Origin of the sequence: Thalassotalea loyana (assembly GCF_030161435.1) — a bacterium.
In the GTDB taxonomy this organism is placed as follows: domain Bacteria; phylum Pseudomonadota; class Gammaproteobacteria; order Enterobacterales; family Alteromonadaceae; genus Thalassotalea_G; species Thalassotalea_G loyana.
This window is the reverse complement of sequence record NZ_BSSV01000004.1, coordinates 135,364-151,197: the sequence shown is the minus strand read 5'-3', so window position 1 is coordinate 151,197 and position 15,834 is coordinate 135,364. Positions and strand designations below refer to the sequence as shown.

General features: G+C 39.0%; 14 protein-coding genes. 8 read left to right on the top strand and 6 right to left on the bottom strand.

The features are described from left to right. Positions 1-91 precede the first annotated feature (91 nt). Positions 92-496 (top strand): hypothetical protein, encoded by a 405-nt coding sequence (locus QQK05_RS10500; protein ID WP_284298337.1) that lies wholly within the window; start codon positions 92-94, stop codon positions 494-496. A 57-nt stretch (positions 497-553) separates the two neighbouring features. Here QQK05_RS10500 and QQK05_RS10495 read toward each other — a convergent pair whose 3' ends face one another. Continuing rightward, the gene (locus QQK05_RS10495) at positions 554-1,831 is read right to left on the bottom strand and encodes a site-specific integrase (RefSeq protein ID WP_284298335.1); all 1,278 of its coding nucleotides are present in this window, start codon (positions 1,829-1,831) and stop codon (positions 554-556) included. A gap of 296 nt (positions 1,832-2,127) precedes the next feature. Between QQK05_RS10495 and QQK05_RS10490 the strand changes: the two genes are divergently transcribed. Both QQK05_RS10490 and QQK05_RS10485 read left to right on the top strand, forming a co-directional pair. Then, the gene (locus tag QQK05_RS10490; protein ID WP_284298333.1) at positions 2,128-3,564 is read left to right on the top strand and encodes a hypothetical protein; all 1,437 of its coding nucleotides are present in this window, start codon (positions 2,128-2,130) and stop codon (positions 3,562-3,564) included. 140 nt (positions 3,565-3,704) lie between these two features. Beyond that, positions 3,705-4,448, top strand: coding sequence for a substrate-binding periplasmic protein (locus QQK05_RS10485; protein WP_284298331.1), 744 nt, complete (start codon positions 3,705-3,707; stop codon positions 4,446-4,448). A gap of 13 nt (positions 4,449-4,461) precedes the next feature. Here the strand turns inward: QQK05_RS10485 and QQK05_RS10480 are convergent, their stop codons facing one another. The 4 genes from QQK05_RS10480 to QQK05_RS10465 form a co-directional block, all read right to left on the bottom strand. Then, entirely contained in the window at positions 4,462-5,190 is a 729-nt protein-coding gene (locus QQK05_RS10480) for a DNA alkylation repair protein (RefSeq protein ID WP_284298329.1), read from the bottom strand. A 115-nt stretch (positions 5,191-5,305) separates the two neighbouring features. Next, the gene (locus QQK05_RS10475; protein WP_284298327.1) at positions 5,306-6,385 is read right to left on the bottom strand and encodes a GNAT family N-acetyltransferase; all 1,080 of its coding nucleotides are present in this window, start codon (positions 6,383-6,385) and stop codon (positions 5,306-5,308) included. 153 nt (positions 6,386-6,538) lie between these two features. Continuing rightward, positions 6,539-9,016 carry a TonB-dependent receptor plug domain-containing protein gene (locus tag QQK05_RS10470; RefSeq protein WP_284298325.1) on the bottom strand — a complete coding sequence of 826 codons (2,478 nt, stop codon included), beginning with the start codon at positions 9,014-9,016 and terminating at the stop codon, positions 6,539-6,541. 472 nt (positions 9,017-9,488) lie between these two features. After that, positions 9,489-9,734 (bottom strand): YdcH family protein, encoded by a 246-nt coding sequence (locus QQK05_RS10465; RefSeq protein ID WP_284298323.1) that lies wholly within the window; start codon positions 9,732-9,734, stop codon positions 9,489-9,491. Positions 9,735-9,887: 153 nt separating this feature from the next. On the opposite strand from QQK05_RS10465, the gene QQK05_RS10460 reads away from it, so the two are divergent. The 5 genes from QQK05_RS10460 to QQK05_RS10440 are packed head-to-tail and all read left to right on the top strand — an operon-like array spanning position 9,888 to position 15,081. Then, positions 9,888-10,568: an ABC transporter ATP-binding protein gene (locus tag QQK05_RS10460; protein ID WP_284298321.1), complete on the top strand. Its 681-nt coding sequence runs from the start codon at positions 9,888-9,890 to the stop codon at positions 10,566-10,568. Further along, positions 10,556-11,509 carry an HlyD family secretion protein gene (locus tag QQK05_RS10455; RefSeq protein ID WP_284298319.1) on the top strand — a complete coding sequence of 318 codons (954 nt, stop codon included), beginning with the start codon at positions 10,556-10,558 and terminating at the stop codon, positions 11,507-11,509. The genes QQK05_RS10460 and QQK05_RS10455 overlap by 13 nt, the downstream gene beginning before the upstream one ends. Beyond that, complete coding sequence (locus tag QQK05_RS10450; RefSeq protein ID WP_284298317.1) at positions 11,499-12,662, top strand: HlyD family secretion protein; 1,164 nt, start codon at positions 11,499-11,501, stop codon at positions 12,660-12,662. Before QQK05_RS10455 ends, QQK05_RS10450 begins: the two co-directional genes overlap by 11 nt. Further along, positions 12,659-13,846: an efflux RND transporter periplasmic adaptor subunit gene (locus tag QQK05_RS10445; protein WP_284298315.1), complete on the top strand. Its 1,188-nt coding sequence runs from the start codon at positions 12,659-12,661 to the stop codon at positions 13,844-13,846. The genes QQK05_RS10450 and QQK05_RS10445 overlap by 4 nt, the downstream gene beginning before the upstream one ends. After that, complete coding sequence (locus tag QQK05_RS10440; protein ID WP_284298313.1) at positions 13,846-15,081, top strand: ABC transporter permease; 1,236 nt, start codon at positions 13,846-13,848, stop codon at positions 15,079-15,081. Before QQK05_RS10445 ends, QQK05_RS10440 begins: the two co-directional genes overlap by 1 nt. On the opposite strand, the gene QQK05_RS10435 is transcribed toward QQK05_RS10440, so the two are convergent. Continuing rightward, on the bottom strand, positions 15,078-15,806 hold the full coding sequence (locus QQK05_RS10435) for an SGNH/GDSL hydrolase family protein (protein WP_284298310.1): 729 nt from the start codon (positions 15,804-15,806) through the stop codon (positions 15,078-15,080). The genes QQK05_RS10440 and QQK05_RS10435 overlap by 4 nt on opposite strands. Positions 15,807-15,834: the final 28 nt, after the last annotated feature.

Below are 15,834 nucleotides of genomic sequence, written 5' to 3'. Positions count from 1 at the left end.
GGCGCATAAATACAAAGCTGTGCTGTATTGCGCTTTTATGTTTTATTGTTTAATGATATATTATTAATGTTTATTATCAGAGGGTATATATATGGAAGATATATTTTTAGATGTTAAGAAATTAAAAAAAGTTTTTGCTAATTTTTCAGTTTTAGAAGCTCAGAAGGTAGAGAAGAACATAAAAGAGGCTATGAATAGCCTCAAATTACCATCAGAAAAGCTTTTGGCTCTCATGAAGGAAGAAGGCTTATCTTTTGAAGATTTCAAAGCTGGTGAACGCTCTCAAGAGTCTTCAAGTTCAAAGACTCCAAGAAAACTAAAAGCTGAAAATCAATCATTTGCAATAGTTGGTAACAAACGTGATTTATTGTTAGTTAAAGGTAGAGCTAAACAGAATTATGATACTGTTATCTCTTTTGAAGATCTTGATGATAACCAAAAAGAAATAGCTATAAAAATAGTAGAATTAGATAATCAAGAAAGAGGGGCTATCTAGCCCCTTAAATTGTCAATCGTTAAAATGTAACAAACTTGTTTTGTTATATTTTGATGATTAGTTAAAGTGTTCAATGTCAAGCTCTTTTACTACATGTTCAGACGCTAGCTGGCTTGTAACTTTTGAATAACTTCTCTGTATTATTTCTACTGAATTACCTACATATTTTGCTAGTTTATATATATCTACATTGTTGAGTAGTTTATCTGTTATGTAGTAATGCCTATAACTATATAGTGTTATTTTTTCATCAGATAATCTATTGTTTAAATGTTCTTTTAATTGATTGAATGAGTCTCCAAAGTTTGGTATTTTTTTATCACTTCTTTGAAATATGTATTCATTTTCAATTTTTGCTAGTTTAATAAAAATAAATAAATACTTACTACTAAATTTCATTTCAGAAGATTTATCTTTTAATGGGTTGTCATCTTTCATTTTTCTTCTTAGAAGCTCAACAAGGACACTAAAAGTCTTTTTATCAATGGCAATATCTCTTGATTTCTTTCTTTGCCCCATTTTTCCTTTTTTAAGTGATATAACTATTCTTTCTTTTCCATCTCTTTCAGATGAATAAATATCTTTCCATTTTATTTTTGTTTCTTCACCACTTCTTACGCCAGTATTTTTAAGGAACTCCATGTATAAATATAAAAGCTCTCTGTTTTCTCTCGATGTTTTATTAGTACCATTTTCAATAAAGTTTTTATAATCGTTTTCTATTATTTCAAAATCATTTTCTCTGAAAATAATCTTTTCTTCTGGTATTTCTTTTTCAACTTTTATTCTTTTGAACTCAGGTGTATCTCTTTGATTGATTATTTTGTTTTCCACTGCATAGAAAAATAGTTTGTCAAATGTTGTGTTTGTTAGTGTTATTCTCGTTGGAGATTTTGCCTTTTTATTATGATAGAACTCTTTTAATTCTCTTATTTGTAGGTCTTTGAAATATAAATGTCCTAACTGTGGGATTATTTCCTTTTCAAGAATTCTTATGTAGTCCTTGTGTGTTTGCCTCTTTATTTTCATATCCTGTATTTCTTTTATTACTTTTAGGGCAACACTTTTTACAGTAGGTTTTAATTCATAAAGTGGAATTCCTTCTTTTATTTTTACTTTATTTTCTGCGATTAGGTTAAGACCAAAAGCCACAGCTTCATAATAATTCTCTACTGTTCCAATTTTAATTCCTGTTGGTATTCTTTTTCTGTTGTTCTTAAAACCTAATTCTGGTGGTGTTTTAATCTGTGCATACCAATAGGACGAATTCTGTTTCATAATCACTAATTCGTCATTGATTATGTTCCAATTTGTAATATCGTTTTTTATGTTCATTTTCTACACTCTGGTATGAAGAATGGTATGATAGAATTATAAAGTAATCATAACACATTGATAATATAGGTGTATAAGTATAAACAGTGTGAATTCAAAATCCGTTGCTCTTGCGAGCGTGACGGTTCAAGTCCGTCCTCCGGTACCATTTGTAATACATATTCTTATTTTATGAACATGCTGCACAGCTTATGTGCTGTATTTCTATTTTCATTTTTTCCTTATTGCTTTTATTAACTCATTGTTAAAAATATGTTAATGTTCTTCCTTTTTGTAGTTATTTCAAAGGATTGAACATGAAGTTTAATGCTGTTTTTGTCGCGATAACGTCGTCTTTACTCTTCTCGTGCGGTGGTGGTGGCGGAAGTTCATCTACTGCGACAAATGGTGGCTCTGTTGATCAGGGCTCAACACCTAACCTCAATACACTAACAGTGTCGGCTGTTTATCAAGATGCGTGTGGTAATGAAACACCCGTTAGTAATGCTTCGCTTGTTATTCATGATGCAAACTTCGGAAATGAAGAAGTCATCAGTGCCAACGCAAATGGTGTGATTACCTACGCTACGGCAAGCGATTCACGCGATATTTCGGTGGTTATGCCTACATTAGGTGACGTACAAGGTGTTACACCAATTGAAATGTACACCGTGATTGACCAACCAATGTCAGATGAACTGAATTATCGCATATACACAAACGAGACAGGTCAATGTGAATGTCAGGATATTGAAATACTGGCAACGGTTCCGCAAAGAGCGACGGACTTTCCTTCAGGTGGGTTCTTAGATGACGTCAATGGATATTCAATGACTCCATCATTGGGCGCAGCGAGATTTAGAGATATTGAAATTTGTAAGCCTATTCAGGGTGATTACAACCCAATTAGTATCATGCTTACTTATAGTGATCCTGAAGAAGCTTTTGGTGCGTTCATCAATGACTTCTCGCAACCGCAAATTACTGTGCAGCCAAACCTTTATGGTAGCGAAGTACTGATCAATACAGATGCTCAAAACTCAACACAAGCGCTAACATTTAGTGATGGCGAAGGATTGTTCAGAAATTACGTTTTCTCACACGAAGACAAACCACTTTATGTGTTTGATCATGAGGACAAAGATTACTTTAGTGTAAGCTCGTATTATTTTGAAGATGTTAATACTGGCACAGGTGCTGACCGCGCTCAAATGTTTTACTTTAATCGATTGGATACAGAAAACAATAATCAAACTTTTGATTTGCCAATCGAGTATGTGGATTATTCCGAGTTAGCAAATGTGGTTTCTGGTGTCTCAGAAACTTATGACCTTTCGAACTATCAAAATTATGATTATTTATCGATATCGGTTGATGCTTTTTCACAAGGTCAATCAGTGATTTACTGGTTTTTAACTGCGCCGACTTCGGGGACTGTGCCTAGCTTTGAAAATTTAGACACGAATCAGTTTATACCGGATGCGCAAGTAGAGAGCCTTGTTGATAACGCTCGTTTTAACATCGCGCTTGGCGGATATGAGGGAATTAATTCATATCAGGATTTCTTAACCAATAGTACGCCAGTTGAGTCACGAACAAGTGAAGCGTGGAACCACTTCCACTATGCGCGCTTAGGTATTGTACTGAGTAATTTAGATTTAGGGCCTTTATCTCAGTTTTCCGAAGTGACTAAGTCTCTCACTCAGGGCAAAGCAACAGTAACACCGGTGAAAAATAAAGCACCTATTCTTTAAAATCTATCACTTAATGAAAAGCCCGAATTATCGGGCTTTTATTTAACTTGTTGTTCTTTATAGATAACTTTAATTAAGCTGTTATTAGAGATGTAACAAATGTTTACAGGCGGAGTATTTTTTACTATCTTGATCTGAATATGATTAGTGTTTTGTTTGTAACTTTATCTTTGTTCTTTAGCTTTTTTGCCTATGCGGGCGATAAAGACATGATAGCCTGTATTGATGATCATCCCCCATATCAATACTTAGGGCCCGAACCGTACGGTAGTCACATAACTGCACTCAAAAAACTATCAAAGGTCTTAGACCGTAATCTTACCTATATTCAAGCACCAAATTTTGCACGTTGTGTTGCCTTGCTCGAATCGGGGCATGCCGATGTTATTGCCGGGCTAAATATCACGGAAGAACGCAAAGAATTTGCGTTTTACGCGCCGTTTAAGTTAGCTGATAAGTTAACTATTATCACGAAAAAAGATATTGCGATAAATACCTACGAAGACTTTAAAGGGAAAATTATTGGTGTTCCACGAGGCTCTACCTATTTCTTCAAATTCGATAATGATGATTCGTTAAACAAAGTATCAATTCAAAATGAACGAGTCGGCTTATCTTTGTTAGTGAAAGAGCGTATCGACCTGATGATGACCAATCCGATGATGTTAGATTTACATTTATCAGAGATTCAACGAAGAGCGCTGCGTGTATCGCCTATGTCACTCGATAATGAACGTTCGAAAGAGACGTATTTTGGGTTCAGCAAAAAGCACAATATTGGTTTAGAGGAAGAGCAAATTAAGTTGCTCATTAGCGACGCATTTAAACAGGGCGTGTTTCTCCCTGATCCTAAAAATGCTAAGAAGCTTGCACCGCATTATTAATACGATTGAGGTACTAGGATTTATTGAGTTTTTCGAGTAATGAAGGGCTAACCAAGTGCTTGTGCACATCAAAAGGATCGCATTTAGCGCCGTCTTCGTTAAAATCTATCGGACCTATATCTTTGGCTATTTGCGCAGAACGAAGGTTTAATGCTTTATTTCTTTTGCCAATTCCCATCAGTGACCCGCCCATGGCTAGACGCATAGATTTAGACTCATTGTCTGCTTTCAACCTTTCTTCTAAGTGGTCAAGGCAATTAAAGAAAAACTCGTCAGTGAGTTTAGCGTTACGTTTATTTTTGGAAAGTTCATACAATAATCCGTAAGCGCTTTTTCTCCGATATTCGTCATCTGTTTCAAGCCATCGGTTTGCTAAATCAAAAGCCAAAGGAGATTTGGCTAATGTGGCATCGCACGAGCTATAAACATGCACTAACATGCCCGCTGCTAATTCATCGACTTGTTGTTCGGCTTGTGCTTCCGTTATTGCTTTAGGGTCGTCTATCAGAAGTGCGATTACTTTGGCGTCATACACATCAGATTGCCAAAGTAGCGCTGATAATGAGCGGTTACGGCCGATTTTTTTGGCCAGTTTTCTAAGTTGAGTTAGCCCAATGCCATACGAGGTAAGTTCATGCTTATTGGATAACTTTTCCCAGTTATCAATGCCTCGTTGGTTTTTATTCTCATCGAGTAGAGCAATAACATCGTCAACGCTATTATATGGTTTTTTGTCAGTCATATAGTCCACTCTACTCTAATTCGTTATTAATGTTTAATAGCCAATAAGTGAAGGAAATGCAAAGTGATAATAGTCACTGCACTCACCCGTTTGTGGCGTGCTCTAATACTTAAGATTAGCGTTTATCGGCAATAAGCCTTAGGCATTTTTCCACATAGCCTGTCATTGTTCTTTTTGAGATAACCCAGCTATTTAACATGTCGTGATGTGTTGATAAGCGAGCTTTGTAGCTCGCATGACTGGCCAAAAAGTTATATTTTGCTTTGTTGGCGTTAAGGTTGTATTCGATGGCTAAGGTGTGTGATATCAGACCTGGCCTAAACTTATTTTCAGGCAAGTAGTTAAAGCCACTTTGATAAAAAAGCACCTCATTGTTGTGAACAAAGTTATATAGATAACCCAGAACTTCTTTACCACTGGTGACTTTGAGTAGCTGAACAACACCAGCGTCAAAATAATCTTCTATGAGCGTTTTGTGAAATACTTCAAAGAATGTCGATGCAAAAGAGCCTGTTTTTCCTTTGCCTTGCCAATATACTTGATGCAAAGGCTTCAAGGCGTCAAGGAACTGGAGCGCTTGTTGTGTTGAATTGGCAGCAACGATTTGAAGTGGGCCGTACTGGTTTTGATAGGCATTAAAAGACTGCCTAAGTTGATGACGCGTATTTTTACTTCGTGTTGTATTGTAGCTAGCAATGTCACTAAATTGTGTTAAGTCTACCCAGTAAGCTGGCGTTTCTTGTTCCCGTACAAAGTAGTCAGAAAATAATGACACATCTAAGCCAAAACTATGGGGTACCCTCAGTTCTTCAACCTCGCTTAAATGGTTAAACGCAATTCTTAACTGTTCTGCTGGTGAATCAAACGGTGAAATAACACTATTGTATTCAATGACTAAATCATCAAATACTTCATCGCCTGTACTATTGAGGAAACCACGTTGCTTTTTAAATCGATTTTCTTTTTTATGTGTCAGGCCTAAGAAAAAACACGCAGTAGGCTGCTCGTTTGCCAAGTTAACAACGAATTTAATCTTTTGGTTTTCAGGTAAGCATTTTAGCCAGGTTGACAACCAAGGCCAGCTGTTAAAAAAGCTTATATTCTGAGCGTTTGACGCTAGTTGTTGATATATTTCCTGCACACGCTGTCGTGATTGGTATGGACATAATGTGATGGTCTCGAGTTTAGCGTTCACAGTCGGTCGTTATTATTATGTGTTCATGCTATTACATCAAAACTAAGCAATCTCAACAAGTTGCATTTTTGGCTTACGGAAAAAAATGTTGATTGTGATCTTTTGAAAACAAAAAACGCTAGCGAGGCTAGCGTTTTTTATTAGGCTGACATCTTAAAATTTATAAGATGTACTCACGAAGAAGGTTCTACCTACTACGTCATAAATGGCTGGTACTGTGCCCATGTCGTTACCGTCTGGCACTGACTCTGGTTCAGTATCAAATAGGTTTTTAACACCGCCGTTTACTTTCCATTGATCGTTAATGTGGTAAGCAGCTGAGATGTTGTGGTAAACAACAGAGTCGGTGCTATATGCTTCACCGTAGTAGTCACCATCCATACCTTGGATATATTGCGCTGTGTAAAGCACACTAAAGTCGTCAGTAATATTGGCAGAAACATTTAAATTAGACTTTAACTCCGCATATCCACCCATGTTACCGTCGATAGTACCGGTATAGTCGATGCCATCTTCGGTGTAATCAATTAAGTAGGTTGTATCTAGTGTTACTTTGAACATATCGCCCGAGTAGGTGATGTTCCAGTCCACACCTGATGTTTCTAAACTACCTACATTGGTAAGTGGCGATGAAAGCTCAGATAGATCGCCGTCTGGCGTGATATTGATGGTGTCACAAGCAACCATATTACCTGCATAACAAGCATTCATTGCTGATTGCACGTTAACACGAGTAATTGCGTCGGTAACATCAAACTTCCAGTAGTCTAACGTTGTTGATAAACCTTGTTGAATTTCCCAAACCATACCGAATGTTAATGATTCACTTTCTTCTGGTTTAAGATTTTCATCAGACGTGTAATTAACTAGAATTTGTGGGTCAACTTCATTACCCCACGGATCATCTAGGTAATCGAATGAACCTGAATTACCACCATATAACTCGGCAACATTAGGTGCTCTAAAGCCTGTTGCTGCGACGGCACGCATCATGAATGAGTCAGTTACTTGGTAGGTTGCACCAAGTTTCCATGTTGTTGCACCACCAAACGTTGAGTAGTTGTCGTAACGTAACGCGGCTTCTACATTGAATGCATCTGTTACGGGAACGGCTACTTCACCGTATACCGATTGAACAGAGTAATCGCCTTCAGTCGGATCTTGCTGGGCTGCTGTACTTTCGCCAGCTTGAGTCACTTCATCTGGTGTGTAAAAACCTGACTCATAACGGCTTTCAACGCCAACTGCGTAGCCAATATCATTTTCAGTTGTGCCGCTGTAACCCGCAGCTAAAATGAACTGTTCGTTGCCACCTTCGTTTTCTTCGGTGTAAATAACACCTTCATTAACTAAGAAATCACGATCTAGGTCATCACCGCTAAACCATAAGTCTTGATTAGCGTAAATACTGTCTTCCATGTTGCCGGCATGGATTGAGTTTTGGACCTTGTCTTTAGAGTCGTTTCGGCCATAAGTAGCAGAAATATCCCATTGAGCATCGTTATCTAAGTAGCCAATAAGGCCGATAGACGCACGGTAGGTATCCGTCTCTTGTTCATAGATACGAGGGCCAGCATCTGTCATGCGACGCTTGTAACGTAACTCTTCAGGCACATTGCCATCTTCATCTTGGAAATGATCAGTATATTTACTGTCTAATTGGCTTGAGTCTAAGTCAATGTCTGCTGGCTGTGGTGCCATTTGCTGATTTGACTCACGACGCGTATACATAAAGTCAACCGCAAGCTCTGTATCGGTTGCAATCTCTTTGTTGTAGCTGGTAAATAGGCTCGCTAATGTATTTGGTGTTTGAGCGTAGCTATCTTCTGTGTAGTCGTAACTAGTATCACGCGGTTTAAAACCACCGTTACCGTCTGGAACCATATCGTTTAAGCTACCACCAGGCACAAAAGAGGATTCACCCGGCGGAACAAAATCGCGATCCGCTTGAATCACCTCACCACGATCAGAATATTGAACACCAACCACTAAGTTACCACCAGCTAACTCAGTGCCGTGTAAAATACTAAAGCCACCCGTTTCACCGTCACCTTTGTCAGTAATGCTGCCATCAACGGTTAATTCTGTGCCTTCAAAATCTTTTTTCGTGATGATGTTAATTACGCCAGAGATCGCATCAGAGCCATATACTGCAGACGCACCGTCTTTAAGTATTTCAATGTTTTTAATCATTGATACAGGAATCGTATTTAAATCAACTGACGCATCTGCACCTGTGCCCGATGCAACCATTCGACGGCCATTAAGTAATACAAGTGTGCGCTGTGAACCCATACCACGTAGGTTTACCGTGGCACTACCACCTGAACCATTATTAGTTGTTGAGCCGATGTTCATGCCCGCTACCATAGGTTGTGAAGAAAGGATTTCTTCAACCGATTGGAAGCCACTGTCGGCAATAAATTCTGCGTCAATAACGGTAATAGGGCTAGATGATTCAATATCGGTGCGGTTAATACGAGAACCGGTAACTTGAATGCGTTCTACTTCTTTTTCAATTTGTTGGTCGGCTCTCATATCAGCCATTGCTTGAGTTGCTGCAAATGGGGTGGAAGCAACACTTAATAAAATAGCGCTTTTAATCGCTTTATTTAATTTACTGATGTTCATGTTTTCTCTCTATGTTTCATTACTGCTCTCTATGAAGCACGAAAACAGTGTGCATCAGCTATTTGCTAAAGTTTGTTTATAAATGTTTTTTTCTTATAGAAATTCGTGACGTTTGTAATCAAGGTGTAATTATTCCGCAAAACTGCGCTTTTTTTAGTCGGTTTTCGGTGTTTTTGTGAGTGGTTATGCGGTAAATGTAGTTAGGTATGCGTAGTTTATTCGGTCTTTGATTGTTAATGAGGTGCTCGTTTTCTGTTAACAGAATGATGTGTTATATAAGTTGATGAATTTTCTGGGTTTGTTTTTATTTTCTTTTTGAGGGAAAAAGATGGCGTTAATGAATACTAAAATGAATAAAAATAAATAAAAATAAACAGTAAATTACAAACTCACCTCGTCTTTTGATTATAATTTACTGTTCGTGTGTTGTTTATCTGGTTATCCATATTTGCTCTTTTGTGAGCGGTGCACCTTAGCTTCTTGCACTGAGCAGTTGCTGGTACAGCTTATCTTTTAACTCTGCTCTGTCATGTTTTAATTGATGCATGGCTTCGTCTTTTATTGGCGAGTCTCTCATCTCAAGTACTCTTATTTCTTTGTCCAATGCGTTGTATCTTTTGTTATCTGCTACAAATCGTTCGTTTGTTGCCATTAAGGTTTGTAACTGATCCTTAAAGTCCGGGAAGTCGTTTTCTAAAGAGTGCTGTTCGCCTAACATATGGTGTCCTCTACTAAGTCGAGTATCTACTCATTGAGCTTTAAGCATAGTCAATATTTTTACTTGTAGAGTTCAATTCTTATTATGTTAATCTGTTGTTAATTTCTCTTGGGCTGTGTATATTGTTTGGGTTAAAGAATAAAGGGAATTATTTTGATAGAAGTAATTGATATTAATAAAATTTATGGTGAGAACGAATCAAAAGTTATTGCGCTGAATAACGTTTCTCTTTCCATCAAAAAAAACGAGTTTGTTGCCATCATGGGCCAGTCTGGCTCGGGCAAATCCAGTTTAATGAACATTCTCGGTTGTTTAGATACGCCCACTAATGGCGAGTATTTGCTTGCTGAACAGCACATTGAAAATATGGATGATGAAGCTTTATCCGCTTTTCGTAATCAAAAAATTGGCTTTATCTTCCAAACATTCCACCTGTTACCCCGCTTAAGTGCTGTTGAAAATGTCATGGTGCCGTTACGTTACAGCGATTGCACAACACAAGAAGCTCAAGAAAGAAGCTTAGCCATGCTCGACTTAGTTGGCTTGAAAAGCCGCGCGTACCACAAGCCATTTGAAATGTCTGGTGGTCAGCGCCAACGTGTCGCTATAGCTAGAGCATTGGTCAATAACCCTGAGGTTATTTTTGCTGATGAGCCAACAGGTAACTTGGACTCAAAAACATCCCACGACATTATGAATTTACTCAATCAATTACATCAGCAGGGCAATACCATTGTATTAGTGACCCATGAAGAAGATATTGCCGAGTATGCGCAACGCGTGATTCGTATGAAAGATGGTGAAATTGTAGAGGATAGTTTATGCGCCGTTTAATGCTCGCTTTCGCCTTGGTAAGTCCGTTGTGTTTTGCGGAATCTTTTTTACTATCAGGACAAGTTAAAACTCAAGACAGCCAAGTATTTTATGCGCCAAAAACGGATAATTGGCGTGTCCAATTAAAATGGATGTTACCGGAAGGGGATGTTGCTAAACCAGGCGACGTCGTGGTGGTATTTGATAGTGCCGGTATCGAAGGTAAGATTGAGCAAGCAAAAGCAGGCTTAATTAGCGCTGAAGATGAATTATTTCGAGTAACCTCCGAAAGTAATCAAAAGCTTATTGAAGCAGAGCATCAAGTTAAGCGCACCAAGTTGTTACTTGATAAAGCCAAAATCGATGCGGGCATTGGTAAAGACTACATCAGTGCGTTTGATTATGAGAAGTATCAGCTTAACTACGAAAAAGCCATTGTTGAATACGCTAAAGCCACAGAGCGACTCAAGCAGGTAAAACTGTCAAATCAGGTTGCCATCAAAAAGAAAGAACTCGAAATTGCGAAAAATAAAACTGAGCTTGCCTATCAACAAAGTAAACTTAGTAAGATGCGCCTTACAGCTCAAGACGAAGGGGCTATTCTATATGGTAAGCATCCATGGAATGGTGAAAAAGTCTTTGTTGGTATGACCGCTCAACCGTCGTGGAAAATTGCTGAAATTCCGTCTGGCAATAACCTATACATTGAAGCTTGGCTTCATGAAGTTGATTTTCAAAAAGTTAAGAAAGGCCAACGTGCATCGTTCATTTTTGACGCCCACCCAGCACGTTCATTCGATACAGAGTTGGTTGATGTAGCTTCACAGCCTGAAGAGCGCACTATGTGGGGTGATGACGTTTACTATCGCCTTAAATTTAAATATTCATTGAAACCTGACTTCACCGTATTACCCGGGATGAGTGTTCAAATTGAAGTGAAGGAGGGTGCTAATGCTTCGTAAAATAATGGCCGTGTTGGTCACAACATCTTTTCTAGCGGCTTGCGAAAAGCCTCCTGTCACTTCAATACAAGTAGAAACACTGAAGCAAAGTGTGAAGGCAAGTGGTGAATTAGAATCTAAACAGTCTCAGTTAATCGCACCACCATCAATTGCACAAATGTGGCAGTATCAAATAAAGTCATTGGTGCCTGAAAACAGTAAAGTTAAAGAAGGGCAAGTGATTGTTTCATTTGACGACAAGCAAGTATCAGATCGTCTCGTTGAAGAAAATGGCAAGCTTGTTCAAGCGAAAAAAGAGCTCGAAAATAAGGAAATCAAAGAGCAAGAAAAAGAGCAGGAATTGGTACTTGAGTTGGCCGAAAAGCAAATGGAGTTTGATAAGTCAGAGCGTCGAGCGGGTATCTATGACAATAGCCAATCGGACAACGATAGAGAGAAATCGAAAATTGACTTTATTATTGCCGAAGCTGATCTAACACTTGCTCAGCAAAAGCTAGATTTCCATCGTAAAAATTCAGTACTTAATTTAAATCGTCTAAAAAGCAAAGTGGCTCGTCTAACGTCTGAAGTGGATATGCTTAAATCTGATATTGACCGATTGAAAGTCAAAGCACCTATGTCGGGCATGACGTTATATCGTACGAACTGGCAAGGTGAAAAACCTGCTGTTGGTGAAAGCATTCAATTTGGTCAGCCAGTATTAGAAGTTGCGTTAATCGAGGAAATGCAAATTGTTGCACAGGTAGCTGAGCCTGATAGCGGCAAAGTTAAAGTAGGGCAGGTTGTTGAAATATATCTAGATAGTGCAAAAGACACTAAATACCTGGGTAAAGTTGTCGCGCTTGGTAAAGTCTTTAGAGATAAATCTTATCAAGATCGTAGCCGCGTATTTGATGTCATTATTGACATTGATGATATTGACGTAGGCACCATGAAACCGGGTATGACCGCTCGATTAGAAATAATAACGCAACGATTTGACGAACAATATACCGTTCCATTGCAAGCACTTAAGCAGGATGATGATGGCTATTTTGTTGAAAAAAATGGCATGTGGGGCTTATCGAAACTACCTGTTGATGTTATTCAAGTCGTCGGTGATTCAGCCGTCATTAACGGTGATATTACCAAGGATATGGAGGTCACATTATGAGAATACTGACAAAGGTGGCTGCATTATTGTTCATTGCTGGCTGTTCAAGTGAAGGTCAAAAAACACCGTTACTATACAAAGTAGAAGAGCAACCGTTCTTTATTGAAGTACCTGCAAAAGGTGAGTTGTTTGCAGCGAAGTCTACGGTGATCAATGCACCTGTAACTCGCTATGGCGTACAAACGTTAGCATGGCTTGCGCCCGAATTTAGCCAAGTGAAAGAAGGCGAAGTAATCGCGAAATTCGACGCTGAAAACCTCACACGCCAAAGTGAGTCTCGAACGCATGAATTGACACTGTCTTCAGAAGATGTGCGTGAGAAACAAAGTGAGCTGGCTATCGAACTTAGCGGCTTAAATAAAGATATTGAGATAGTGGGCGAAGAAAAAATATTTGCCAATAAATATCAAATTAACGATGAAACCATTTTATCTAAGCTTGAAATTTTAGAGTCGATGCAAGACAGCGAATACCTTGCGACCAAACAGGATTATTTGTCTTGGAAAGAAGAAAGCTTTAGCGAAAGTTCTGCGGGCGAAGTTGATCTGTTATCTATGAAGGTGAAACAGCATGAAAATAAGCTGGCGATGATCAACGATGGCTTACAAAAACTCGAAGTTAAAGCGCCACATGACGGGCTATTGGTATATAGCTCAAACTGGCGTGGTGAAAAAACTCGGGAAGGGCAGTCGGTTTGGTCTGGGCAAAAGTTGGCTGAATTACCTGATTCATCTGAAATGAAAACTAAGCTGTTTGTCAAAGAAAAAGAAGCGATCGGCCTAGCTGAAGGCAAGCAAGTACGCATGCGTTTGAACGCCGCGGTTGATACTGAATTTGTGGGTACGATTGAATCCGTTGCTAACTTTCCGCAAACGGTTAAGCGTGGTGATCCACAAAAGTATTTTGAAGTGATTGTTAAGCTAACCTCTCAAAATGAATCATTATTTGTACCGGGCAGAAAATTAACCGCACAGATTGATGTAGAAACTCAACAGCCACAGTTAATTGTGCCGCTTCAAGCTATTTTCAGTGAAAATAATCAGTACTTTGTTTACTTGTTTGAAGATAATGAATTTATAAGAACCCCAGTTGAGCTTGGGCAAACAAGTCAAAGCCATGCTGTGATCGTTAATGGACTCACCACAGGTCAACGTATTTCATTAACCAATCAGGAGTCTAGTTAATGAAAAATTTAGAATTATTCTATGATGCGATAGCGCAATTACTACAACATAAACTTCGAACACTATTGACCTTGTTGGGCATGATTTTCGGTGTGGGCGCGGTTATCGCCATGCTCAATATTGGTGAAGGTGCGGAAAATGAAGCGCTTAAGATGATCAGTACGATGGGGCTTCATAACTTAATTGTTGAGAGTAAGTCGTTTGAAGAGCAAGAGCTCAAAGAACAACGTAAACATTCGGCGGGTTTAACCTTGCGAGACGCGCAAATTGCCCAGCAATCGCTACCCTTTGTTCAAGAAGTCGCTGCACAGCGTAAACTAGACACCTACACCATTTTTAGCGGTTATGGTCAAAGTAACAGTGATGCTGTAGGGGTAACTTCAAGTTACTTTTCTCTGTCTAATTTAAGCGTTACCCACGGCCGTCTACTGACCCAAAGTGATGACGATAATTATCGCCAAGTTGCCGTATTAGGTAGCCATGTTGCCAGCAAGCTATTTCCGCTTGAAGACCCAGTAGGGCAGAACATAAAAATCAATCATTTGTGGTTTAAAGTGGTTGGCGTTATTGCGTTACCTCATCTTCGAAAAGACGAATTTCAAGGGGTTAAACTTGGTGGTGAGCAAGACAATGTCTTTATTCCTTTAACAACGGCTAAACGCAAATTTAAGCAGAAACCGCTTGCGAGTGAGCTAACCAGTATTAAGTTTAAACTCAGTGAAGATGTTGATGCGGTGCAAGCGTCTGAAGTAATCAATCAATTACTGATCAAACGTCACAATAATATTGATGACTTTACCTTAACTGTACCGGCTCAGTTACTGGCACAGCAAAAGCAAACGCAGAAAATATTCAATATTATTATGTCGTGTGTAGCGGGGATTTCTTTACTTGTTGGGGGTATTGGTATTATGAATATCATGCTTGCCACTGTGCTAGAAAGAACCAAAGAAATTGGCTTGTTACGTGCGGTTGGGGCTACTCAAAAGAATATTCAACGCCAGTTTATTGCTGAGAGTTTCACGATATCTATTCTTGGTGGCATTATCGGTGTTGTGTTCGGGATTATTCTCTCTGAACTTATTGCCCTGTATTCAAATTGGGCCGTCACCTGGTCGCTAGGCGCCATTGTTTTATCATTTAGTATTTGTGCCTTAGTGGGCGTGGTATTTGGTGTTTATCCAGCGATAAAAGCGTCAGAGCTTGACCCAATTACTGCCTTACAAAGCGATTAGGTAATTTTATCGGCGATGTGTTCACTCGCCGAGATTGCCCATTGTTGATAAACCGGTTGGCCAGGATGAAAACCGTCGCTGGCCATAAGCGAAGGGTCATTAGGCAGTTCAATTGTGAGCGTATGTGTTTGCTCATACGCTTGGCAAATTTGCGTTAAATCTTTATTCAATTGTTTAGCCCTGTTACCTAGATACCAGCGAAGGGGATTAGGTAGTGCAGGAAATTGATGCATTGGTGGAATTTGCGTGGCAATGATCACCGACGCTGAAAATTTGCTGATCAGCAATTTGATTAATTGATGCTGCAGTGCGCTAAATTTATCACGCGTAATACCTTTGGTGACATCATTAACACCAAGCGAAGTAACTACCACGTCAAATGGTTCGGCGTTCAATGCTTGTATCCTCGACAATGTCATTTGCGTTGTTGCACCCGTGCTTGCCATCAGTGTTAATGAAATATCTTTATGCTTTAGCGATTGATTTAATGTTGTTGAGAGTTGCCCTAACAGTGCATCGCGCTGGTTTGAAACGCCCACACCTGCTGCCGCTGAATCGCCAATCACAAGGACATTGAGTGTATTGGTAGATGCAGCGTTAGTAGCGTTACCAGAAACAATACGTGGACCAGAAGCTTCAGCAAGCTTTGGTGTATTTTTGCGAACGTATTTGCCTTGAACAATAAAGACAGGAAGTAAAACCAAGGTAACTAGCCAATGAATCATAATCACTACATGTTATTTCGAGTGAGTT